12 protein-coding genes and 2 rRNA genes are annotated in these 23,048 nt (G+C 67.1%); 3 read left to right on the forward strand and 11 right to left on the reverse strand.

Features of this window, described 5'->3' with window-relative positions; genetic code table 11:
* Nucleotides 1-55: 55 nt before the first annotated feature.
* From ABZO29_RS13665 to thyX, 5 genes are all read right to left on the reverse strand, one after another.
* A 23S ribosomal RNA gene (locus ABZO29_RS13665) occupies nucleotides 56-3,177 on the reverse strand.
* A 305-nt stretch (nucleotides 3,178-3,482) separates the two neighbouring features.
* Nucleotides 3,483-5,007 (reverse strand): 16S ribosomal RNA (locus ABZO29_RS13670).
* Together the 16S and 23S rRNA genes form the textbook arrangement of a ribosomal RNA operon.
* Before the next feature lie 502 nt (nucleotides 5,008-5,509).
* Nucleotides 5,510-7,195, reverse strand: coding sequence for a ribonuclease J (locus ABZO29_RS13675; protein ID WP_367320457.1), 1,686 nt, complete (start codon nucleotides 7,193-7,195; stop codon nucleotides 5,510-5,512).
* Nucleotides 7,196-7,350: 155 nt separating this feature from the next.
* Nucleotides 7,351-8,250, reverse strand: coding sequence for a 4-hydroxy-tetrahydrodipicolinate synthase (gene dapA, locus ABZO29_RS13680; RefSeq protein WP_367320458.1), 900 nt, complete (start codon nucleotides 8,248-8,250; stop codon nucleotides 7,351-7,353).
* 176 nt (nucleotides 8,251-8,426) lie between these two features.
* On the reverse strand, nucleotides 8,427-9,167 hold the full coding sequence (thyX, locus tag ABZO29_RS13685; protein ID WP_367320459.1) for an FAD-dependent thymidylate synthase: 741 nt from the start codon (nucleotides 9,165-9,167) through the stop codon (nucleotides 8,427-8,429).
* A gap of 267 nt (nucleotides 9,168-9,434) precedes the next feature.
* On the opposite strand from thyX, the gene ABZO29_RS13690 reads away from it, so the two are divergent.
* Nucleotides 9,435-9,989: a hypothetical protein gene (locus tag ABZO29_RS13690; RefSeq protein ID WP_367320460.1), complete on the forward strand. Its 555-nt coding sequence runs from the start codon at nucleotides 9,435-9,437 to the stop codon at nucleotides 9,987-9,989.
* A 58-nt stretch (nucleotides 9,990-10,047) separates the two neighbouring features.
* On the opposite strand, the gene ABZO29_RS13695 is transcribed toward ABZO29_RS13690, so the two are convergent.
* From ABZO29_RS13695 to rpsO, 5 genes are all read right to left on the reverse strand, one after another.
* Complete coding sequence (locus tag ABZO29_RS13695; RefSeq protein WP_367320461.1) at nucleotides 10,048-10,491, reverse strand: hypothetical protein; 444 nt, start codon at nucleotides 10,489-10,491, stop codon at nucleotides 10,048-10,050.
* Nucleotides 10,492-10,499: 8 nt separating this feature from the next.
* Nucleotides 10,500-11,252 carry a 4-hydroxy-tetrahydrodipicolinate reductase gene (gene dapB, locus ABZO29_RS13700; protein WP_367320462.1) on the reverse strand — a complete coding sequence of 251 codons (753 nt, stop codon included), beginning with the start codon at nucleotides 11,250-11,252 and terminating at the stop codon, nucleotides 10,500-10,502.
* A 43-nt stretch (nucleotides 11,253-11,295) separates the two neighbouring features.
* Nucleotides 11,296-12,675, reverse strand: a complete 1,380-nt coding sequence (locus ABZO29_RS13705) for a M16 family metallopeptidase (protein ID WP_367320463.1) — start codon at nucleotides 12,673-12,675, stop codon at nucleotides 11,296-11,298.
* The gene (locus tag ABZO29_RS13710; protein WP_367320464.1) at nucleotides 12,672-14,894 is read right to left on the reverse strand and encodes a polyribonucleotide nucleotidyltransferase; all 2,223 of its coding nucleotides are present in this window, start codon (nucleotides 14,892-14,894) and stop codon (nucleotides 12,672-12,674) included. The genes ABZO29_RS13705 and ABZO29_RS13710 overlap by 4 nt, the downstream gene beginning before the upstream one ends.
* A gap of 341 nt (nucleotides 14,895-15,235) precedes the next feature.
* Complete coding sequence (gene rpsO / locus ABZO29_RS13715; protein WP_062701899.1) at nucleotides 15,236-15,523, reverse strand: 30S ribosomal protein S15; 288 nt, start codon at nucleotides 15,521-15,523, stop codon at nucleotides 15,236-15,238.
* Between the two features lie 268 nt (nucleotides 15,524-15,791).
* On the opposite strand from rpsO, the gene ABZO29_RS13720 reads away from it, so the two are divergent.
* On the forward strand, nucleotides 15,792-16,085 hold the full coding sequence (locus ABZO29_RS13720; protein WP_367320465.1) for a DUF397 domain-containing protein: 294 nt from the start codon (nucleotides 15,792-15,794) through the stop codon (nucleotides 16,083-16,085).
* Between the two features lie 142 nt (nucleotides 16,086-16,227).
* Here the strand turns inward: ABZO29_RS13720 and eccD are convergent, their stop codons facing one another.
* Nucleotides 16,228-17,730: a type VII secretion integral membrane protein EccD gene (eccD, locus tag ABZO29_RS13725; RefSeq protein WP_367326130.1), complete on the reverse strand. Its 1,503-nt coding sequence runs from the start codon at nucleotides 17,728-17,730 to the stop codon at nucleotides 16,228-16,230.
* Between the two features lie 312 nt (nucleotides 17,731-18,042).
* Between eccD and eccCa the strand changes: the two genes are divergently transcribed.
* A complete protein-coding gene (eccCa, locus tag ABZO29_RS13730) occupies nucleotides 18,043-22,017 on the forward strand; it encodes a type VII secretion protein EccCa (protein ID WP_367320466.1) in 3,975 nt (1,324 codons plus the stop codon).
* The last annotated feature ends 1,031 nt before the right edge of the window (nucleotides 22,018-23,048 follow it).

A 23,048-nucleotide genomic window follows, 5' to 3' on the forward strand; every position in this document is an offset into this window, starting at 1 on the left:
TACACACACATACGGGGTCGTTGCCTCAGAACTAACACAGTGGACGCGAGCAACTGAGGACAAGCCCTCGGCCTATTAGTACCGGTCAACTCCACACGTTACCGTGCTTCCATATCCGGCCTATCAACCCAGTCGTCTACTGGGAGCCTTACCCCATCAAGTGGGTGGGAGTCCTCATCTCGAAGCAGGCTTCCCGCTTAGATGCTTTCAGCGGTTATCCCTCCCGAACGTAGCCAACCAGCCATGCCCTTGGCAGAACAACTGGCACACCAGAGGTTCGTCCGTCCCGGTCCTCTCGTACTAGGGACAGCCCTTCTCAAGACTCCTACGCGCACAGCGGATAGGGACCGAACTGTCTCACGACGTTCTAAACCCAGCTCGCGTACCGCTTTAATGGGCGAACAGCCCAACCCTTGGGACCGACTCCAGCCCCAGGATGCGACGAGCCGACATCGAGGTGCCAAACCATCCCGTCGATATGGACTCTTGGGGAAGATCAGCCTGTTATCCCCGGGGTACCTTTTATCCGTTGAGCGACGGCGCTTCCACAAGCCACCGCCGGATCACTAGTCCCGACTTTCGTCCCTGCTCGACCCGTCGGTCTCACAGTCAAGCTCCCTTGTGCACTTACACTCAACACCTGATTGCCAACCAGGCTGAGGGAACCTTTGGGCGCCTCCGTTACCCTTTAGGAGGCAACCGCCCCAGTTAAACTACCCATCAGACACTGTCCCTGATCCGGATCACGGACCCAGGTTAGACATCCAGCACGACCAGACTGGTATTTCAACGACGACTCCCACCATACTGGCGTATGGCTTTCACAGTCTCCCAGCTATCCTACACAAGCCGAACCGAACACCAATATCAAACTGTAGTAAAGGTCCCGGGGTCTTTCCGTCCTGCTGCGCGAAACGAGCATCTTTACTCGTAGTGCAATTTCACCGGGCCTATGGTTGAGACAGTCGAGAAGTCGTTACGCCATTCGTGCAGGTCGGAACTTACCCGACAAGGAATTTCGCTACCTTAGGATGGTTATAGTTACCACCGCCGTTTACTGGCGCTTAAGTTCTCAGCTTCGCCCACCCGAAAGTGAGCTAACCGGTCCCCTTAACGTTCCAGCACCGGGCAGGCGTCAGTCCGTATACATCGCCTTACGGCTTCGCACGGACCTGTGTTTTTAGTAAACAGTCGCTTCTCGCTGGTCTCTGCGGCCACCCCCAGCTCAGGACGTAAAGCCCATCACCAGGCATGGCCCCCCTTCTCCCGAAGTTACGGGGGCATTTTGCCGAGTTCCTTAACCATAGTTCACCCGAACGCCTCGGTATTCTCTACCTGACCACCTGAGTCGGTTTAGGGTACGGGCCGCCATGAAACTCGCTAGAGGCTTTTCTCGACAGCATAGGATCATCCACTTCACCACAATCGGCTCGGCATCAGGTCTCACCCTCCATGAGTGGCGGATTTGCCTACCACTCGGGCTACACCCTTACCCCGGGACAACCACCGCCCGGGATGGACTACCTTCCTGCGTCACCCCATCACTCACCTACTACCACCTTGGTCCGGCGGCTCCACCACTCCCCCTTGCCCGAAGGCTCCGGGGCGGCTTCACGGCCTTAGCATCAGAAGGTTCGATGTTTGACGCTTCACAGCGGGTACCGGAATATCAACCGGTTATCCATCGACTACGCCTGTCGGCCTCGCCTTAGGTCCCGACTTACCCTGGGCAGATCAGCTTGACCCAGGAACCCTTAGTCAATCGGCGCACACGTTTCCCACGTGTGAATCGCTACTCATGCCTGCATTCTCACTCGTCAACCGTCCACAACTACCTTCCGGTGCTGCTTCACCCGGCAGACGACGCTCCCCTACCCATCACGATCCCCGTTGGGGGTCAATATCGCAATGACACGACTTCGGCGGTACGCTTGAGCCCCGCTACATTGTCGGCGCGGAATCACTAGACCAGTGAGCTATTACGCACTCTTTCAAGGGTGGCTGCTTCTAAGCCAACCTCCTGGTTGTCTCTGCGACTCCACATCCTTTCCCACTTAGCGTACGCTTAGGGGCCTTAGTCGATGCTCTGGGCTGTTTCCCTCTCGACCATGGAGCTTATCCCCCACAGTCTCACTGCCGCGCTCTCACTTACCGGCATTCGGAGTTTGGCTAAGGTCAGTAACCCGGTAGGGCCCATCGCCTATCCAGTGCTCTACCTCCGGCAAGAAACACACGACGCTGCACCTAAATGCATTTCGGGGAGAACCAGCTATCACGGAGTTTGATTGGCCTTTCACCCCTAACCACAGGTCATCCCCCAGGTTTTCAACCCTGGTGGGTTCGGTCCTCCACGAAGTCTTACCTCCGCTTCAACCTGCCCATGGCTAGATCACTCCGCTTCGGGTCTTGAGCGTGCTACTCCACCGCCCTCTTCGGACTCGCTTTCGCTACGGCTACCCCACCCGGGTTAACCTCGCAACACACCGCAAACTCGCAGGCTCATTCTTCAAAAGGCACGCAGTCACGAGATGGAAGCAAGCTCCCATCCGACGCTCCCACGGCTTGTAGGCACACGGTTTCAGGTACTATTTCACTCCCCTCCCGGGGTACTTTTCACCATTCCCTCACGGTACTATCCGCTATCGGTCACCAGGGAATATTTAGGCTTAGCGGGTGGTCCCGCCAGATTCACACGGGATTTCTCGGGCCCCGTGCTACTTGGGTGTCTCTCAAACGAGCCGCTGACGTTTCGACTACGGGGGTCTTACCCTCTACGCCGGACCTTTCGCATGTCCTTCGCCTACATCAACGGTTTCTGACTCGCCCCACGGCCGGCAGACCGTGGAAAAGAGATCCCACAACCCCCACGACGCAACCCCTGCCGGGTCTCACACGTCGTAGGTTTAGCCTCATCCGGTTTCGCTCGCCACTACTCCCGGAATCACGGTTGTTTTCTCTTCCTGCGGGTACTGAGATGTTTCACTTCCCCGCGTTCCCTCCACACTGCCTATGTGTTCAGCAGCAGGTGACAGCCCATGACGACTGCCGGGTTTCCCCATTCGGAAACCCCCGGATCAAAGCCTGGTTGACGACTCCCCGGGGACTATCGTGGCCTCCCACGTCCTTCATCGGTTCCTGGTGCCAAGGCATCCACCGTGCGCCCTTAAAAACTTGGCCACAGATGCTCGCGTCCACTGTGCAGTTCTCAAACAACGACCAACCACCCATCACCCCGAACCAACCGATTCGAGTGCACTGGGGCCGGCACTGAAGGCAGCCACACTCGGCCGTACCCTCAGACACCCAACAGCGTGCCCGACACCCTCGCCCCTCCTCGTCCCGTTCCACGCCGAAGCAGTACTGGGAATGAAGAGATGACCAAGAGCGCCGAATAATCAACGTTCCACCCATGAGCTGACCACCGCCGGACACGCGCCGGCGTAGTGGCTCTGGCTGCCTTGCGGCAGCTAGATGCTCCTTAGAAAGGAGGTGATCCAGCCGCACCTTCCGGTACGGCTACCTTGTTACGACTTCGTCCCAATCGCCAGTCCCACCTTCGACAGCTCCCTCCCACAAGGGGTTGGGCCACCGGCTTCGGGTGTTACCGACTTTCGTGACGTGACGGGCGGTGTGTACAAGGCCCGGGAACGTATTCACCGCAGCAATGCTGATCTGCGATTACTAGCAACTCCGACTTCATGGGGTCGAGTTGCAGACCCCAATCCGAACTGAGACAGGCTTTTTGAGATTCGCTCCACCTCACGGTATCGCAGCTCATTGTACCTGCCATTGTAGCACGTGTGCAGCCCAAGACATAAGGGGCATGATGACTTGACGTCGTCCCCACCTTCCTCCGAGTTGACCCCGGCGGTCTCCTGTGAGTCCCCATCACCCCGAAGGGCATGCTGGCAACACAGGACAAGGGTTGCGCTCGTTGCGGGACTTAACCCAACATCTCACGACACGAGCTGACGACAGCCATGCACCACCTGTACACCGACCACAAGGGGGACCGTGTCTCCACGGTTTTCCGGCGTATGTCAAGCCTTGGTAAGGTTCTTCGCGTTGCGTCGAATTAAGCCACATGCTCCGCTGCTTGTGCGGGCCCCCGTCAATTCCTTTGAGTTTTAGCCTTGCGGCCGTACTCCCCAGGCGGGGAACTTAATGCGTTAGCTGCGGCACCGACGACGTGGAATGTCGCCAACACCTAGTTCCCACCGTTTACGGCGTGGACTACCAGGGTATCTAATCCTGTTCGCTCCCCACGCTTTCGCTCCTCAGCGTCAGTAATGGCCCAGAGATCCGCCTTCGCCACCGGTGTTCCTCCTGATATCTGCGCATTTCACCGCTACACCAGGAATTCCGATCTCCCCTACCACACTCTAGCTAGCCCGTATCGAATGCAGACCCGGGGTTAAGCCCCGGGCTTTCACACCCGACGTGACAAGCCGCCTACGAGCTCTTTACGCCCAATAATTCCGGACAACGCTTGCGCCCTACGTATTACCGCGGCTGCTGGCACGTAGTTAGCCGGCGCTTCTTCTGCAGGTACCGTCACTTGCGCTTCTTCCCTGCTGAAAGAGGTTTACAACCCGAAGGCCGTCATCCCTCACGCGGCGTCGCTGCATCAGGCTTGCGCCCATTGTGCAATATTCCCCACTGCTGCCTCCCGTAGGAGTCTGGGCCGTGTCTCAGTCCCAGTGTGGCCGGTCGCCCTCTAGGCCGGCTACCCGTCGTCGCCTTGGTGAGCCGTTACCTCACCAACAAGCTGATAGGCCGCGGGCTCATCCTGCACCGCCGGAGCTTTCGACCCCCACAGATGCCCGTGGAAGTGATATCCGGTATTAGACCCCGTTTCCAGGGCTTGTCCCAGAGTGCAGGGCAGATTGCCCACGTGTTACTCACCCGTTCGCCACTAATCCACCCCGAAGGGCTTCATCGTTCGACTTGCATGTGTTAAGCACGCCGCCAGCGTTCGTCCTGAGCCAGGATCAAACTCTCCGTGAATGTTCTCCCGTAATCGGGATGACACCACGAGAGCGGTGCGAGAGGAGGAATAGTCCCCTCGCACACAGCGTCCTCGCTGTGTTATTTCAAAGGAACCTCGCCCCAGCCATGACGGCCGGAGACGGGGTATCAACATATCTGGCGTTGATTTTTGGCACGCTGTTGAGTTCTCAAGGAACGGACGCTTCCTTCGTACTCACCCTCTCGGGCTTTCCTCCGGGCGCTTCCCTTCGGTCTTGCGTTTCCGACTCTATCAGATCTTTTTCGATCCGATTTCCTCGGTGCTTTCCAGGTTCCCGCTCTCGCGTTTCCCTTTCCGGCGGACCCGACTTTATCAGAGATTCTGAGCCGGAATTTCCGCCCCCTCCGGGAGACTGGTTCCGGCGCATGAAGTGGCCGGGTTCCCGATCGGGCGGAGCCGTAAACGTACTGGAGCGGGGCGCCCTGATGCAAATCGAGGGGCCCCGCTCCAGGTTCACTCGTACGACGGGTCCTGCGCCGGTCAGACCTCCACGACGACCGGGAGGATCATCGGCCTGCGCCTGTACGTGTCCGAGACCCACTTGCCCAGGGTCCGTCGCACCAGCTGCTGCAGCTGATGGGGCTCGACCACGCCGTCCTGGGCCGAGCGCTCCAGCACCTCCGTGATCTTCGGGATCACGTCACCGAAGGCGGAGTCCTCGATGCCCGAGCCGCGGGCCTGGATGTGCGGACCGCCCGTGATCTTGCCGGTCGACGAGTCGACCACCACGAAGACCGAGATGATGCCCTCGTCGCCCAGGATCTTCCGGTCCTTGAGGGCCGGCTCTCCCACGTCACCGACCGAGAGGCCGTCGACGTACACGTAACCCGCCTGGACCTTGCCGGAGATCTTCGCCTTGCCCTCGACCAGGTCGACGACGACGCCGTCCTCGGCGATCACGATCCGGTCGTGCGGGACGCCCGTGAGCGCGCCGAGTTCGGCGTTGGCGCGCAGGTGTCGCCACTCTCCGTGCACCGGCATCAGGTTCCTCGGCCGGCAGATGTTGTAGAAGTACAGGAGCTCGCCCGCGGACGCGTGGCCCGAGACGTGCACCTTGGCGTTGCCCTTGTGGACGACGTTGGCGCCCCAGCGCGTGAGACCGTTGATGACCCTGTAGACCGCGTTCTCGTTGCCCGGGATCAGCGACGACGCCAGGATCACCGTGTCGCCCTGGACGATGCGGATCTGGTGGTCCCGGTTCGCCATGCGGGACAGGGCCGCCATCGGTTCGCCCTGGGAGCCCGTGCAGACCAGGACCACCTCGCCGTCCGGGAGATCGTCGAGGGTCTTGACGTCCACCACCAGACCGGGCGGGACCTTCAGGTAGCCGAGGTCCCGCGCGATGCCCATGTTCCGGACCATCGAGCGGCCGACGAAGGCGACCCGGCGGCCGTACTCGTGCGCCGCGTCCAGGATCTGCTGGATGCGGTGGACGTGGCTGGCGAAGCTCGCCACGATGATCCGCTTCCGGGCGTTCGCGAAGACCTGACGCAGGACGTTGGAGATGTCGCGCTCGTGAGGCGTGAATCCTGGGACTTCGGCGTTCGTGGAGTCGGTGAGGAGGAGGTCGATCCCCTCCTCGCTCAACCGTGCGAACGCGTGTAGATCCGTGAGGCGGTTGTCCAGTGGAAGCTGGTCCATCTTGAAGTCGCCCGTGTGGACCGCCATGCCCGCGGGCGTGCGGATGGCCACCGCCAGGGCGTCGGGGATGGAGTGATTGACCGCGATGAACTCGCAGTCGAAGGGGCCGATGCGCTCGCGCTGCCCCTCCGCCACCTCGAGGGTGTACGGGCGGATGCGGTGCTCCTGGAGCTTCGCCTCGATGAGGGCGAGGGTCAGCTTGGAGCCGATCAGCGGGATGTCCGGCTTCTCCCGCAGCAGATACGGGACGCCGCCGATGTGGTCCTCGTGACCATGGGTGAGGACGATGCCCTCGATGTCGTCGAGACGGTCCCGGATCGACGAGAAGTCCGGCAGGATCAGGTCGATTCCAGGCTGCTCCTCCTCGGGGAAGAGCACTCCGCAGTCGACGACCAGCAGGCGGCCGCCGTACTCGAAGACCGTCATGTTTCGGCCGATCTCGCCGAGGCCTCCGAGCGGGGTGACGCGCAGGCCGCCTTCGGGCAGCGGCGGGGGCGGGCCGAGTTCAGGATGCGGATGACTCAAAAGACTCTCCTCACCATGCGCGCCACGTACCGGTAGGGCACGTGGCGCGCATGACGTTCGTGCAGAAGCAGTTGTCGTTGTCGGGTGCAGGCACCGGTGGCCCGCTTATTCAGTTGTGAAGTCCTGGTGCGCGAACGGGGTCGCGAAGTCTGGTGCTAGAGCTGTACCCCGCCCGCGGCAAGATCGATCTTGAGCTGTTCGATCTCTTCGGGCGTGCACTCGACCATGGGGGCGCGCAGTGGTCCGGCGGGCAGGCCCTGGAGGGCGAGCGCGGCCTTGGTCGTCATCACGCCCTGGGTGCGGAACATGCCGGTGTAGACCGGGAGCAGCTTCTGGTGGATCTCGGTGGCCTTCTGCACGTCGCCGGAGACGTACGCCTCGACGAGGGCGCGCAGGTCGGGGGTGACCACGTGGCCGACGACGGAGACGAAGCCGACCGCGCCCACGGAGAGCAGCGGCAGGTTCAGCATGTCGTCGCCGGAGTACCAGGCGAGGCCGGACCGGGCGATGGCCCAGCTTGCGCGCCCGAGGTCGCCCTTGGCGTCCTTGTTGGCGACGATTCTGGGGTGCTCGGCAAGGCGGACGAGAGTCTCCGTGTTGATGGGGACGCCGCTGCGGCCGGGGATGTCGTACAGCATGACCGGCAGCTCGGCGGCGTCGGCGACGGCCTTGAAGTGCCGGTACAGGCCCTCCTGCGGGGGCTTGTTGTAGTACGGGGTGACGACCAGGAGGCCGTGTGCGCCCGCCTTCTCGGCGGCCCCGGCCAGCTCGATGCTGTGGTGGGTGTCGTTGGTGCCGACGCCGGCCACGATGTGGGCGCGGTCGCCGACCGCCTCCAGTACGGCTCGTACCAGGTCCGATTTCTCCGCGTCGCTGGTGGTGGGGGACTCGCCGGTGGTGCCGTTGATGATCAGGCCGTCGTTGCCTGCGTCCACGAGGTGGGTGGCGAGCCGCTGTGCGCCGTCGAGGTCGAGTGCGCCGTCCGCCGTGAAGGGCGTGACCATGGCGGTGAGGACCCGCCCGAAGGGGGTCTGCGGAGTGGAGGTCGGAGCCATGGGTAACACGCTACTCGCTGCTCAATGCGTGGTCTTCCCTCGGGGTACGGGAAAAGTCATGACAAAGGTGGAGCCCGGTACTGCCTGCTCGGGGGTTCAAGCAGTACCGGGTCCCTTTGATCAGGCTAGATGAACTTCGCCAAACGCTGCAATTGGGACGCCTCGCACGGGGGCCGTCAGGGCGCCACACGCCCGTTCGCGTTGAAGGCGGCGTAGGTGAGGGGCATGAGCTTGGCCCACTCGGCCTCCATCTTCTCGCCGACCATCTCGATCTCCCGCTGCGGGAAGGACGGCACCTTCGCCATCTCGTGCTGGGTGCGCAGGCCGAGGAAGTGCATCAGGGAGCGGGCGTTGCAGGTGGCGTACATGGAGGAGAACAGGCCGACCGGGAGCACCGCGCGGGCGACCTCGCGGGCGACGCCGGCGGCGAGCATCTCCTGGTAGGCCTCGTACGACTGGCGGTACGAGGCCTCCATGGCACGGCCGACCAGCTCCTGTTGTGCCTGGGTGCCCTCCACGAAGACGTACTTGCCCGGGCGGCCCTCCTGGACGAGCTTGCGGGACTCGTCGGGGACGTAGAAGACCGGCTGGAGCTCGCGGTAGCGGCCGCTCTCCTCGTTGTACGACCAGCCCACGCGGTGCCGCATGAACTCGCGGAAGACGAAGATCGGGGCGCTGATGAAGAAGGTCATCGAGTTGTGCTCGAAGGGGCTGCCGTGCCGGTCCCTCATCAGGTAGTTGATCAGGCCCTTGGAACGCTCGGGGTCCTGGCCCAACTCGTCCAGGGACTGCTCGCCTTTGGTCGAGACGCGGGCAGCGAAGAGGACGTCGGCGTCCGACGCGGTGTGCTTCACCAGTTCGACGGTGATGTCGCTGCGAAACGCGGGCTTCAGGTCGTCGGCGGGGGTGTCGGTCACGGCTCGGAGGGTCCTTCCCATCACTTCTCTCGGGCGGCGCCCACTCTACGGCCCGGCAAACAGGACGTTCACCGTCATGCCCGAATGATTTTGGAGAAAGCAGGCACCTTTTGGGGCACTCGGCCGTCTGTGTCAGTGACAGTGATTCCGCGGTCCCAGGCGTCCCAAGGGCGCTGACCGATCCGGCCCCCCGAGAGTGGTGACCGGCGGCACGGGCGGATAGCCTCACCGGGCACAGCCCATGGACGGATTGAGTGAGGATCAGCCGTGCCCCTGCCCTTCCTGACGGCCGACCGCGCGTTCGAGGCAGCGGACGATGCCGCGCTGCCCTACGACGGCCCCGACCGCTGGCGGCGCCCCTACCGGCCCGGCCCGTGGCGTGTCGGTGTGGCGGCGCTGTGGCTGCTGCTCGCCTCGTACGTGCTGTTCGCTGCCGTGATCATCGCGGTGACCGGCAAGGTGTCCGAGGGCGGTGCCGTCTTCGGCATCGCGCTGGCGGTGATCGCGTGTGCGCTGCGGCTGCTGCGCGTGGGCGTGTGGGTCAGCGCGCGCGGCCTGCGCCATGTGGGCTTCTTCCTCACGCGCACAGTGCCCTGGGACCGGATCGTGGCCGTGCGGACGGCGCAGCAGCCGGTGCGCTGGCTCGGGCTGCCGCGCACGGTGCAGGGGCAGGCGCTGACCCTGGTACGGAAGGACCGGGCCGCCGAGGACGTGCCGCCGCTGCTGACCACGCACAACGCGGACTTCCTGGGGCGGTTCGAGGCGTTCGACCGGGCCGCGGACACGATCGAGGCGTGGGCCTCGGAGTACCGGCGGGGCTGAGCCGAACGGGGCCCGGACCGCGCCTGCGGTCCGGGCCCCGTCCCGTTGTGCGAAGACTTCAGTGAGAGGACTGGTGCAGCGTGATTGCACGCTGCATCGCCTTGCGGGCGCGCGGGGTGTCGCGGGCGTCGTGGTAGGCGACGGCGAGCCGGAACCAGCTGCGCCAGTCGTCGGGGGCCGCCTCCGTCTCGGCCTTGCGCTTGGCGAAGACCTCGTCGGCCGAGTCGCGGTCGATGCGGCCGCCGGGTGTGCGCTTCAGCTCGTCGACGGGCAGGCCGCCCTCGGAGTCGAGTTCGGCGGCGAGCTGGTTGGCCCTGCGGACGAACTGGGTGTTCTTCCACAGGAACCACAGGCCGATCACCGGCAGGATCAGCACCGCCACACCGAAGGTGACGGTGACGAGCGTGCCGGACTGGATGAGCATGACGCCGCGGCTGCCGACCAGGAGGAAGTAGAAGACCAGGACGGCGGCCGTGACGGCGTAGGAGAGCTTGGCTCGCATGGGGCGCGTCAGCCCAGGTCCAGGAAGTGTTCCAGGCCGAAGGTCAGGCCCGGAGCGGTCACCACGCGGCGCGCGCCGAGCAGGATGCCCGGCATGAAGCTGCTGTGGTGGAGCGAGTCGTGGCGGATGGTCAGGGTCTCGCCCTCGCCGCCCAGCAGGACCTCCTGGTGGGCGAGCAGGCCCCGCAGACGGACGGCGTGGACGGGGATCCCGTCGACGCTGGCTCCCCGCGCGCCGTCCAGGGCCGTCACCGTCGCGTCCGGAGCCGGGGAGGTGCCGGCCTCGCGGCGCGCCTCGGCGATGAGCTGCGCGGTGCGCGTGGCGGTGCCGGACGGGGCGTCCACCTTGTTCGGGTGGTGCAGTTCGACCACCTCGACGGATTCGAAGTACGGCGCGGCGATCTGCGCGAACTTCATCGTCAGGACGGCCCCGATGGAGAAGTTCGGCGCGATGAGCACGCCCGTCTCCGGGGACCGGGCCAGCCAGCCCCTGAGCTGTGCGAGGCGTTCGTCCGTCCAGCCGGTCGTGCCGACGACCGCGTGGATGCCGTGGCGTACGCAGAAGTCGAGGTTGTCCATGACCGAGGCGGGCGTGGTCAGTTCGACGGCGACCTGGGCGCCCGTCTCCGCCAGCGTCTCCAGCTTGTCGCCCCGGCTCAGGGCGGCGACCAGCTCCATGTCCTCGGCGGCCTCGACCGCCCGTACCGCCTCGGAACCGATGCGGCCCTTGGCACCGAGGACCGCCACGCGCAGTTTGCTCATCTCTGTTGCTTCCTTACCGAAGAGGCTTACCGAAGACAGGGGGTCAGGCGACGGCGTCGTGCAGCCGGGAGGCCTGTTTGTCCTTCAGCGGGCCGATGACCGACAGCGAGGGCCGCAGTCCCAGGATGTCGCGGGCGACCGAGCGGACGTCGTCCGGGGTCACCGCTGCTATCCGGGCCAGCATGTCGTCGACGGACATCTGCTCGCCCCAGCACAGCTCACTCTTGCCGATGCGGTTCATCAGCGCGCCCGTGTCCTCCAGGCCCAGGACCGTGGAGCCCTGGAGCTGGCCGATGGCACGCCTTATCTCGTCGTCGGACAGACCGTGCCCGGCGACATGGTCGAGCTCGTCGCGGCAGATCTTCAGCACGTCGTGCACCTGGCTCGGGCGGCAGCCCGCGTACACGCCGAACAGGCCGCAGTCGGCGAAGCCGGAGGTGTACGAGTAGACGCTGTAGGCCAGGCCGCGCTTCTCGCGGACTTCCTGGAACAGCCTGGACGACATGCCGCCGCCGAGGGCCGTGTTCAGCACGCCCAGCGCCCAGCGGCGCTCGTCGGTACGCGACAGGCCCGGCATGCCGAGGACGACATGCGCCTGCTCGGTCTTGCGGCCGATCAGCTCGACGCGGCCCGCGGTGCGGATGGCGCGCCGGCCGTCGCGCGGGGCGATGGGGGTGGCATCGCCGTCCTTGAGGGCGCCCGCCTTCTCGAAAGCGGCGCGGACCTGTCGTACGACCCTGTTGTGGTCGATGTTGCCGGCGGCCGCGACCACGAGGTGGGTCGGGTCGTAGTGCTTCTTGTAGAAGCGGCGGATTCGGTCGGCGGTGAGGGCGTTGACCGTGTCGACCGTGCCGAGGACCGGGCGGCCGAGGGGGTTGTCGCCGAACATCGTGTGCGCGAACAGGTCGTGCACGCAGTCGCCCGGGTCGTCCTCGGTCATCGCGATCTCTTCGAGGATGGCGCCGCGCTCGACGTTGACGTCCTCCTCGAGGATCAGGGAGCCGGTCAGCATGTCGCAGACGACGTCGATGGCGAGCGGCAGGTCGGTGTCGAGCACGCGCGCGTAGTAGCACGTGTACTCCTTCGCCGTGAACGCGTTCATCTCGCCGCCGACCGCGTCGACGGCCGACGAGATGTCCAGCGCGCTACGGCGTGAAGTCCCCTTGAAGAGCAGGTGCTCCAGGTAGTGCGTGGCGCCGTTCAGGGACGGCGTCTCGTCGCGGGAGCCGACGTGCGCCCAGATTCCGAAGGTCGCCGAGCGGACCGAGGGCAGGGTCTCGGTGACGACGCGCAGGCCGCCCGGGAGGGTGGTTTTGCGCACCGTACCGATGCCGTTGACGCCCTTGATCAGGGTTTGGGTACGGGCGACGGCCCGCGCCTCCGAAGAGGTGCGGGCCGTCGCCTTGGAGCTACTCGACGTCACTTGTCGGTGTCGTCCTTCTTGTCCTCGGAAGCCTCTTCCTCGCCCTCGATCACGGGGACGAGCGAGAGCTTGCCACGAGAGTCGATCTCGGCGATCTCGACCTGGACCTTCTGGCCCACACCGAGCACGTCCTCGACGTTCTCCACGCGCTTGCCGCCGGCCAGCTTGCGGATCTGCGAGATGTGCAGCAGACCGTCCTTGCCGGGGAGCAGCGAGACGAAGGCGCCGAAGGTCGTGGTCTTGACGACCGTACCCAGGTAGCGCTCGCCGACCTCGGGCATCGTCGGGTTGGCGATGCCGTTGATCGTGGTGCGGGCGGCCTCGGCGGAGGGACCGTCGGCGGCGCCGATGTAGATGGTGCCGTCGTCCTCGATGGTGATCTCGGCTCCGGTGTCCTCCTGGATCTGGTTGATCATCTTGCCCTTGGGGCCGATGACCTCGCCGATCTTGTCGACCGGGATCTTCACGGTGATGATCCGCGGCGCGTTGGGGGACATCTCGTCCGGCGTGTCGATCGCTTCCATCATCACGTCGAGGATGTGGAGGCGGGCGTCACGGGCCTGCTTGAGGGCGGCGGCCAGGACGGAGGCCGGGATGCCGTCCAGCTTGGTGTCGAGCTGGAGGGCGGTCACGAACTCCTTGGTGCCGGCGACCTTGAAGTCCATGTCGCCGAAGGCGTCCTCCGCACCGAGGATGTCGGTGAGGGTGACGTAGTGCGTCTCGCCGTCGATCTCCTGGGAGATCAGACCCATGGCGATACCGGCGACCGGGGCCTTCAGCGGCACACCGGCGTTCAGCAGCGACATGGTGGAGGCGCAGACCGAGCCCATGGACGTCGAGCCGTTGGAGCCGAGGGCCTCGGACACCTGACGGATCGCGTACGGGAACTCCTCGCGCGTCGGCAGGACCGGGACCAGGGCGCGCTCGGCGAGCGCTCCGTGGCCGATCTCGCGGCGCTTCGGGGAGCCGACGCGGCCGGTCTCGCCGGTGGAGTACGGCGGGAAGTTGTAGTTGTGCATGTAGCGCTTGCGGGTCACCGGGGAAAGGGTGTCCAGCTGCTGCTCCATGCGGAGCATGTTGAGGGTGGTGACGCCCAGGATCTGGGTCTCGCCACGCTCGAACAGCGCGGAACCGTGCACCCGCGGGATGGCCTCGACCTCGGCGGCCAGCGTGCGGATGTCGGTGACACCGCGGCCGTCGATGCGCTTCTTCTCCTTGATCACGCGCTCACGGACCAGCTGCTTGGTGAGCGAGCGGTACGCGGCGGAGATCTCCTTCTCGCGGCCCTCGAACTCCGGCAGGAGCTTCTCGGCGGCGAGCGCCTTGACACGGTCCAGCTCGGACTCGCGCTCCTGCTTGCCCGCGATGGTCAGCGCGGAGGCCAGCTCCGGGCGGACGGCGGCGGACAGCGCCTCCAGGACATCGTCCTGGTAGTCGAGGAAGATCGGGAACTCGGCGGTCGGCTTGGCGGCCTTCGCGGCGAGGTCGGCCTGGGCCTTGCAGAGCACCTTGATGAAGGGCTTCGCGGCGTCCAGACCGGCGGCGACGACCTCCTCGGTCGGCGCCTCGGCGCCGCCCTTGACCAGCTGGATGGTCTTGTCGGTGGCCTCGGCCTCGACCATCATGATCGCGACGTCGCCGTCCTCCAGGGTGCGGCCCGCGACGACCATGTCGAAGACGGCGTCCTCGAGCTCGGTGTGCGTGGGGAACGCCACCCACTGGCCGCGGATCAGCGCGACGCGGACGCCGCCGATCGGGCCGGAGAACGGCAGACCGGCCAGCTGCGTGGACGCGGAGGCGGCGTTGATCGCCACGACGTCGTACAGGTGGTCGGGGTTGAGCGCCATGATCGTGGCGACGACCTGGATCTCGTTGCGCAGGCCCTTCTTGAAGGACGGGCGCAGCGGGCGGTCGATCAGACGGCAGGTGAGGATGGCGTCCTCGGAGGGGCGGCCCTCACGGCGGAAGAAGCTGCCGGGGATCTTGCCGGCGGCGTACATCCGCTCCTCGACGTCCACCGTGAGCGGGAAGAAGTCGAGCTGGTCCTTGGGGTTCTTGGAGGCGGTGGTGGCCGACAGCACCATGGTGTCGTCGTCCAGGTACGCCACGGCGGAGCCGGCGGCCTGTTTGGCCAGGCGGCCCGTCTCGAATCGGATGGTGCGGGTGCCGAAGGCGCCGTTGTCGATGACGGCCTCGGCGTAGTGGGTCTCGTTCTCCACTAGCGTTTTCTCCTCGTCTTCGTCCCCTGGCTGCCCGTGTGGCAGGGGGACGGTTGCGGAGAAGCGCTCCGTCTGGTGCGGGCCGGTCTTCGATCGAAGCACCCGGGGCTCGCTTCCCCCCGGGGGCCACTACCGAGGACCGGCGGCGGCGAGGTGCGCTTCTCCTCGTTCGTTTTCGCGATGCCGCGTTACCCGCAGCGAGTACACGTCATCGCACTGTGTCGTGCGTATTGCGTTGTGCTACCACACTACAAAGCAGCAGTGACACTCCGCACGTTTCCGCACGTACGGCAAAGGGAGCGGCCCCCGATCCTCCCGGGAACCGCTCCCTTCACGGCGTCTTACTTCGCGCCCGCAGCACCGCGGCGGATGCCGAGGCGGTCGACCAGCGTACGGAAGCGCTGGATGTCCTTCTTGGCGAGGTACTGCAGCAGGCGACGGCGCTGACCGACCAGGATCAGCAGACCACGGCGGGAGTGGTGGTCGTGCTTGTGGGTCTTGAGGTGCTCGGTCAGGTCCGAGATCCGGCGCGAGAGCATGGCGACCTGGACCTCGGGGGAGCCGGTGTCGCCCTCCTTCTGGCCGAACTCGGTGATGATCTGCTTCTTCGTAGCGGCGTCGAGCGGCACGCGTACTCCTCGTAGTCTTTGAGTGGCCACCGAGTGCCCCCGGTCTTTGTCTCGGGGGAGCTTCCGTTACTCGGGAGGCGGGGATCCGCTGGGCGCGGCCTCCAGAGCGAAGGGCTCCGGGGGTGCGTACACAAACGGCCGTCACTCAGGGTACCAGGAGGTGAGCGGCACTCTCACCGCGGTATCGGAACCACCCGGACGAGCCGGAGACGGCCACTACTGTGAGCGCTTTGACCGTTCGTACGTCGGGAAGGGGTGTCGCTGCGGCATGGCGGAGACGGAACAGGAGATCAAGGCGCGCAAGGAGCGGGAGCGGGACGAGTTGTACGCCCTCGACATCTCGGGCGTCGAGTGGCAGTGCGCGCCGGGTACCGAGGAGCACGAGGAGCGGGTCGAGATCGCCCGGCTTCCCGGTGGCGCCGTGGCCATGCGGTCCTCGCTCGACCCGGACACCGTGCTGCGGTACACGGAGGCGGAGTGGCGGGCCTTCGTGCTGGGGGCGCGGGACGGGGAGTTCGATCTGGAGCCGGCGCCGCACAACGGTGCCCTTGCCGCGGAGTGACGAACGTGGGGACCCGTACGCACGGGTCCCCACGTTCCGTTGAGCTCACTGCGCGGCGCCGGTCTTCCTCGCCGCGCTTGTCGACAGGCGTCGCTCACTTGCCGCCAGCCGTCTTCAGTTGCCGACAGGACGGGACCACTCGTCAGCTCGTCATCGCCCGAGCCGTCGCATACACGTCAAACACGGCCAGCGCCAGCGGCACCAGCGTCAGCAGCACGAAGCCCTCGGCGATCTCCAGGAAGCGTCCCCAGAACGGCGTGAGGCCGCCGCGCGAGACGATCAGACCGATCGCGGTGACGAGCGCGGCCACCGCCGCGATCACCGCGACGAGCCAGACCGTCCGGATGTCGAGGTCGGTGCGGTCGCCCGTGAGGGCGTCGCGGATCACGGCGTGCGGCGGGTTGAGCGCCAGACCCAGACCGAGCAGCACCAGGGAGGCGAGACCGGCGGCCAGGACAGGCGCGACCTGGGCGGTGTAGCGGAACAGATGGGCCCGCATCACCAGGGCGACGCCGGTCACGAGGGCGAGCAGCTGAGCCCAGACACCGTCGGAGAAGCCGAGGACCGCCGAGGCCGCGACCGCGGTCACCGCGCAGCCGCCGACCAGTCCGACCAGGAGCTCGTGGCCGCGGCGGGCCCGGGCGGCGACCCGCTCGGCGTCGACCGGCTCCTGGGGGGCGGGATCGGCGCCGTACGCGCTGCGCGGGGCGGTGTTGGGCGGGTCGAAGCCGATCGGCAGCCGGGCGAAACGCATCGACAGGCTCGGGAGGAAGGCCAGGGCCCCCACCGCGACCGGGGCGCACAGGGCCCCGACCTCGGAGGGCGTCCAGTCGGCGAGGAGCGCCCCGAAGGTGGCCAGCACTCCGATGGCGGACGCGAAGACGAAGGCGACGAACGGGCCGTCCCCGCTCGGGGAGCACAGGGTGAGCAGGACCGAGGCCAGCAGCACGGCGGCGCAGGCGAGGAGGAACTGCAGCTTGCCGATGCCCTGGCCGTCGGTGAGCGGGAGGAGCCCCGAGCCGGCCACCGCCACATTGGGCAGGGCGCCGAGGCCCAGGGCGACGGCGGAGGCCCGGTCGTCGTAGATCCGGGCGCGTATGCAGGCCAGTACGACCAGGAGCACGCCGGCGACCGCGGCGAGGACGCCGGGGAGGCTGTGCATGTCGTGGCGCGGGTCGCCGGTCCACGCCACGAAGGCGAGCAGGGTCGGCAGGACGCCTCCTCCGACGAGGCCCGCGGCACGCGTCAGGTCGCCGCTCCACAGGGTGCGTTCGCGGGTCACGGCGGAGGCGACCGCTTCGGAGACGTCGTCGAATACGGCGGGAGGCAGCGACTCGGAGAAGGGGCGGAGCGTAAGGAGTTCACCGTCGAGAATGCGCTGTGCGGCGAAAGAGCGGGAGCTGTCGAGGACGGTGCCGTCCCGGCGTACCAGGTGGTATCCGACGGGTGCGCCCTCGGCGGGGCTCTGCTGGGAGAGCCTGAGGATCTCCGGATAGATGTCGGCGACCGGGATGTCGTCGGGCAGCGCCACGTCGATGCGGCTGTCGGGCGCGACGATCGTGACCCGGCAGAAGCCGAGCCCCGTGCCCGCGCCGGAAGGCACCCCCGTACCGGACCCTCCGGTGGCTGCCGCGGAGGCCGTCATGCTCACCTGCTGCTCCCCCTCAGTGATGGTTGTGCGTCTGCGGTGTGAAAGTCCTGTGCCGCTCTCACCGCGCCCTCTGCCCGGCCGTGCGGCAAGGACGCCGTCATGCCGTCACCGGGGTTCAGTACCTTGCCAGATGGCACGGAATGCCCCGATGCTTCCAGCCCGACTCGCGTGTGCTCACGCGAACATCCGGCACCCTACCGCCCCCCTGTCACTTGTGAAGTCAGTAGGATCACGCGGCGGCCCGGCGTCCGCCTGACACGGGGTGGCGGCCGAACACTCGGGGCCCGGCAAGGGAATTGGTGAGCAGTGAGCCACATCGTCGTGAAGCGCCCGCCTCGGGCGCTGCCGTCCGAAGTGTCCACGCAGGAGATCGTCCTGCAGCCTCCGCCCGAACTGCCGCGGGGGCACCAGGAGAGCGTGCTGATGCAGTTGCTGCCGACGCTCGGCATGGGCGGCTCGGTGGTCTTCTTCTTCACTAGCGGACAGCCGTTCATGAGGATCATGGGCATGGTCATGATCGCCTCGACGGTGGCCATGTCCATCGCGATGGTGGTCCGCTTCCGCCGCGGCTCCCAGGGGCAGTTGGCGGACATGCGCCGCGACTACCTGAGCTATCTGGCGCAGACCCGGCAGACCGCCGTCGACACGGCGAAGGCGCAGCGGGACGCGCAGTACTTCCTCCACCCCTCCCCCGAACAGCTGTGGGCCCTGGTGGCCGAGGGCAGCCGGGTGTGGGAACGGCGGCCCGGCGACGAGGACTTCGCCCAGGTCCGCATCGGCCTCGGCTCACAGGCGCTCGCCACCGCGCTCGTCGCCCCCGAGACCGGCCCGGTCGAGCAGCTGGAGCCGCTGACAGCGGGGGCGATGCAGCGCTTCCTCGCCGTCCACGGAACGCTGGACGACCTGCCGATGGCGGTGTCGCTGCGCGCCTTCTACCACGTCACCATCAGCGGTGACCCGCAGTCCGTACGGTCCTCCGCCCGGGCCATGGCCGGTTCGCTGGCCGCACTGCACTCCCCCGAGGACCTGCTCGTCGTGGTCGCGGCGGGCCGCGAGGCGCTGCCCCACTGGGAGTGGGCCAAGTGGCTGCCGCACGTCCAGGCGCCAGGTGCCGTGGACGGCGCGGGCAGCCGCAGGCTCATCGACAGCGACACCCGCGAGCTGGAGAACCTGCTCGCCACCCGGCTGACGGGCCGTCCGCGCTTCCACCCGAACGCGGCGCCGCTGCCGGAGGAGCCCCACATCGTCGTCGTCCTCGACGGCCTCTCCCTGCCGCCGGACTCGGTCCTGGCCAACCCCGAAGGGCTCCAGGGCGTCACCATCCTCGAGGTCGTTCCCGGCGAGCCGACCACCGGCGGCGGCGAGCTCTCCATCGTCGTACAGCCCGAGTCGCTGCACCTCGAGTCGGGGCACGGGGTCGTCTACGAAGGGACGCCCGACGCCCTCTCCTACGAGTCCGCCGAGGCCCTCGCCCGGCAGCTCGCCCCGCTGCGGATGGCCTCCGGCGGCGACGACGACGAACCGCTGCTCGCCAACCTGGAGTTCACCGACCTGCTCAACCTCGGTGACGCGGCGTCCGTCGACACCAAGCGCACCTGGCGGCCGCGCTCGCTGGCCGAGCGGCTTCGCGTGCCGATCGGCCTCGGCGAGGACGGCCGTCCCGTGATGCTCGACCTCAAGGAGGCCGCGCAGGAGGGCATGGGCCCGCACGGCCTGTGCGTGGGCGCCACCGGTTCCGGCAAGTCGGAGCTGCTGCGCACGCTCGTACTCGGCCTTGCGGTCACGCACTCCTCGGAGACCCTGAACTTCGTCCTCGCGGACTTCAAGGGCGGCGCGACCTTCGCGGGCATGGCACAGATGCCCCACGTGGCGGCCGTCATCACCAACCTCGCCGACGACCTCACGCTGGTCGACCGCATGGGCGACTCCATCCGCGGCGAGCTCAACCGCCGCCAGGAGATGCTGCGCGACGCGGGCAACTACGCCAACATCCACGACTACGAGAAGGCGCGCGCGGCGGGTGCGGCCCTGCAGCCGATCCCGTCCCTGGTGCTGGTGATCGACGAGTTCAGCGAACTGCTCACCGCCAAGCCGGACTTCATCGAGATGTTCGTGCAGATCGGCCGTATCGGCCGCTCGCTCGGCGTGCACCTGCTGCTGGCGTCGCAGCGTCTGGAGGAGGGCCGCCTGCGCGGCCTGGAGACGTACCTGTCGTACCGGATCGGTCTGCGCACGTTCTCCGCGGCGGAGTCGCGGGCGGCGCTGGGTGTGCCCGACGCCTACGAGCTTCCGAACGTGCCGGGATCCGGATTCCTGAAGTTCGGCACGGACGAGATGGTGCGCTTCAAGGCGGCGTACGTCTCCGGGGTCTATCGCTCGGGTTCCCAGCGCGCGGCGCTGGGCGGCGGTCCGCTGCCGGTGGACCGGCGGCCGGTGCTGTTCACGGCGGCAGAGGTACCAGTGCAGTACGTGCCGGTGCCGCAGCAACGCCCCTCAGGTGCGGACGGTCCGGAGGTCGACGACGCCCTCGCGGACACCGTGCTGGACGTGATCGTGCGCAGGCTGGAGGCGCAGGGCCCGGCGGCCCACCAGGTGTGGCTGCCGCCACTGGACAGCCCGCCGTCGCTGGACGGCCTCCTGCCGGGCCTCACGGCGGTGCAGGGCCGCGGGCTCACGCAGCCTGGGTACGAGGGCGCGGGCCGCCTTGTCGTGCCCGTCGGCCTGGTCGACAAGCCGTACGAGCAGCGCCGCGACCCCCTCTGGATCGACTTCTCGGGCGCGGCCGGCCACATGCAGATCATCGGCGGCCCCCAGTCCGGCAAGTCGACGCTGCTGCGCACGATCATCTCGGCGTTCGCCCTCACGCACACGCCGCACGAGGTCCAGTTCTACGGCCTCGACTTCGGCGGTGGCGGCATGGCGGCGGTGTCCGGCCTGCCGCACGTCGGCGGGGTGGCCTCGCGCCTGGACCCGGAGCGGGTACGGCGCACGGTGGCCGAGGTGTACGGCGTGCTGACCCGCCGCGAGGAGTACTTCCGCTCGGCGGGCATCCCGTCGATCGCCGACTTCCGGACGAGGCGCGCCAGGGGCGACATCTCGGTCACGGACCAGCCGTGGGGCGACGTCTTCCTGGTCATCGACGGCTGGGGCAACTTCCGTACGGAGTACGAGGCGCTGGACTCGATCGTCCTCGACATCGCGGCGCGCGGTCTGGGATACGGCATCCACGTGATCCTGACTGCGTCGAGGTCGATGGAGGTCCGGTCGAGTCTCAAGGACCAGCTGATGAACCGCCTGGAGCTGCGGCTCGGTGACCCGATGGACTCCGAGATGGACCGCAAGGTCGCGGCGAACGTCCCCACGGGCGTGCCCGGCCGCGGCCAGTCCCCGCAGAAGCTGCACTTCATGGCGGCGGTACCGCGGATCGACGGCCTGACCTCGGACACGGACCTCTCCGACGCCACGCAGGCGCTGGCGACGGAGGTCACCCGTCACTGGCAGGCCGCTCCCGCGCCCGAAGTACGGCTGCTGCCCCGCGAGTTCCCGGCGAACGAGCTGCCGCCGGGCAACCGCTTCCCGCGCCGCGGTATCGCCTTCGCACTCGACGAGGACAACCTCGAGCCGGTGTTCGTCGACTTCGAGCAGGACCCGTTCCTGCTGATCTTCGGCGAGAGCGAGTCGGGCAAGTCGAACCTGCTGCGGCTGCTGATCAAGCAGCTGTCGGAGCGGTACTCGGGCGACGAGTGCAAGATGTTCGTGGTCGACAACAGGCGGTCGCTGCTCGACGTGACCCCGTCCTCCCACCTGGCCGAGTACATCCCGATGTCCAACACCATGGACCACCACATCTCCGCGCTCGCCAACCTCATGCAACGCCGCACCCCGACGGCCGACGTGACGGCCCAGCAGCTGCGGGACCGCAGCTGGTGGCGGGGCCCGACGGTGTACGTCGTCATCGACGACTACGACCTCGTGTCCACGTCGAGCGGCAATCCGCTGGCGGGGCTGACGGAGCTGCTGCCCTTCGCCCGGGACGTGGGCGTGCGGTTCATCATCGCGCGGTCCACGGCGGGCGCGGGGCGGGCGTCGTACGAGCCGTTCATGCAGCGGATGAAGGAACTGGGGGCACAGGGCGTGGTGCTCGCCGGCGATCCCGGGGAGGGCGACATCCTGGGCGGCGTGCGGCCTCGGGCCATGCCTGCGGGGCGGGGGGTCTTTGTTTCTCGGAAGCGGGGGAAGCCGTTGGTTCAGGTGGGGTTGGTGGCGGACGGGGCGATTTGATGGTCGGGGCGCCGGACGGCGCCCCGACGGGATGCACGCGAACGGGGGCCACGCATGTCGTGGGACGAGTCGGAACACTTCAAGGCACGGGCCGCGAAGCAACATTCGGCAAAGGTGCTGTCCAACCAGATGGAGGCGGATCCTGAGGGAAGCGCCGGCGCTCACCGGCACGGAGCATCCGCACGGATCGGTGCCGAGTGACTTCTCCAGGAACACGCCCGCGGATCCCCGCACGCCTCGGGCCGTACACCGTCCTGACCGCCATCGACGGTGCCGCGACTCATACCGTCGCCGAGCGCCGCTGCATAGCCCGGAGCTACGACGGCGCCCGTACAGTCCTCCTGGGGCTCCCGCCAGACGGTGCGGACCACGGTCGCTGGGTCGCCGAAGCCGCGGCCGCCCAGCGGCTTGCGTTGCCCGGACTCACACCGATCGCGGAGCTGAACACCGGGTCACAGCCTTGGTACGCCGCGGAGTACCGTCCGCTTCTGGCACTTCCCGCCGTGCTCGGCGCCCTTGGCGGGCCTCTGCCCGAGCACACTGTGCGCACGCTGGGCGCCTCACTCGCCTCGTCGCTCGCTGTGGCGCACGCTCAGGGGGTGACACACGCCGGGCTCTCCCCGGAGGCGGTGCTGCTCGGCACGGAGGGGCCTCGCATCGGGTGCTTCGGGGCAGCGCGCGTGGCAGCATCAGACGGTACCGACCGCACCGGCGTTCCCTGGCTGAATCCCAGCTGCCTTGCACCTGAGCAGGCGTCCGGCGGTCGGCCACGTCCCCCCGGCGACGTGTTCGCCCTGGGCGCTGTGCTCTCGTACGCAAGCACTGGTCACCCCGTTCCCGAACTCAACGAGCTGCCAGGTTCGCTGCGCACACTGGTATCCCGCTGTCTGTCCCGCGACGCCGCTCAGCGCCCGCCGGCAAGCGTCCTTGCCCAGGTGCTGGCGGGCTCGACAGCAGCGCCCATGGCCACCGTCCTGGACGTATCGGCCCCTATTCCCCTTCCCGCACGGGTCATAGCTGCGCTGGCCCGG

It is taken from the genome of Streptomyces sp. HUAS ZL42, assembly GCF_040782645.1.
In the GTDB taxonomy this organism is placed as follows: domain Bacteria; phylum Actinomycetota; class Actinomycetes; order Streptomycetales; family Streptomycetaceae; genus Streptomyces.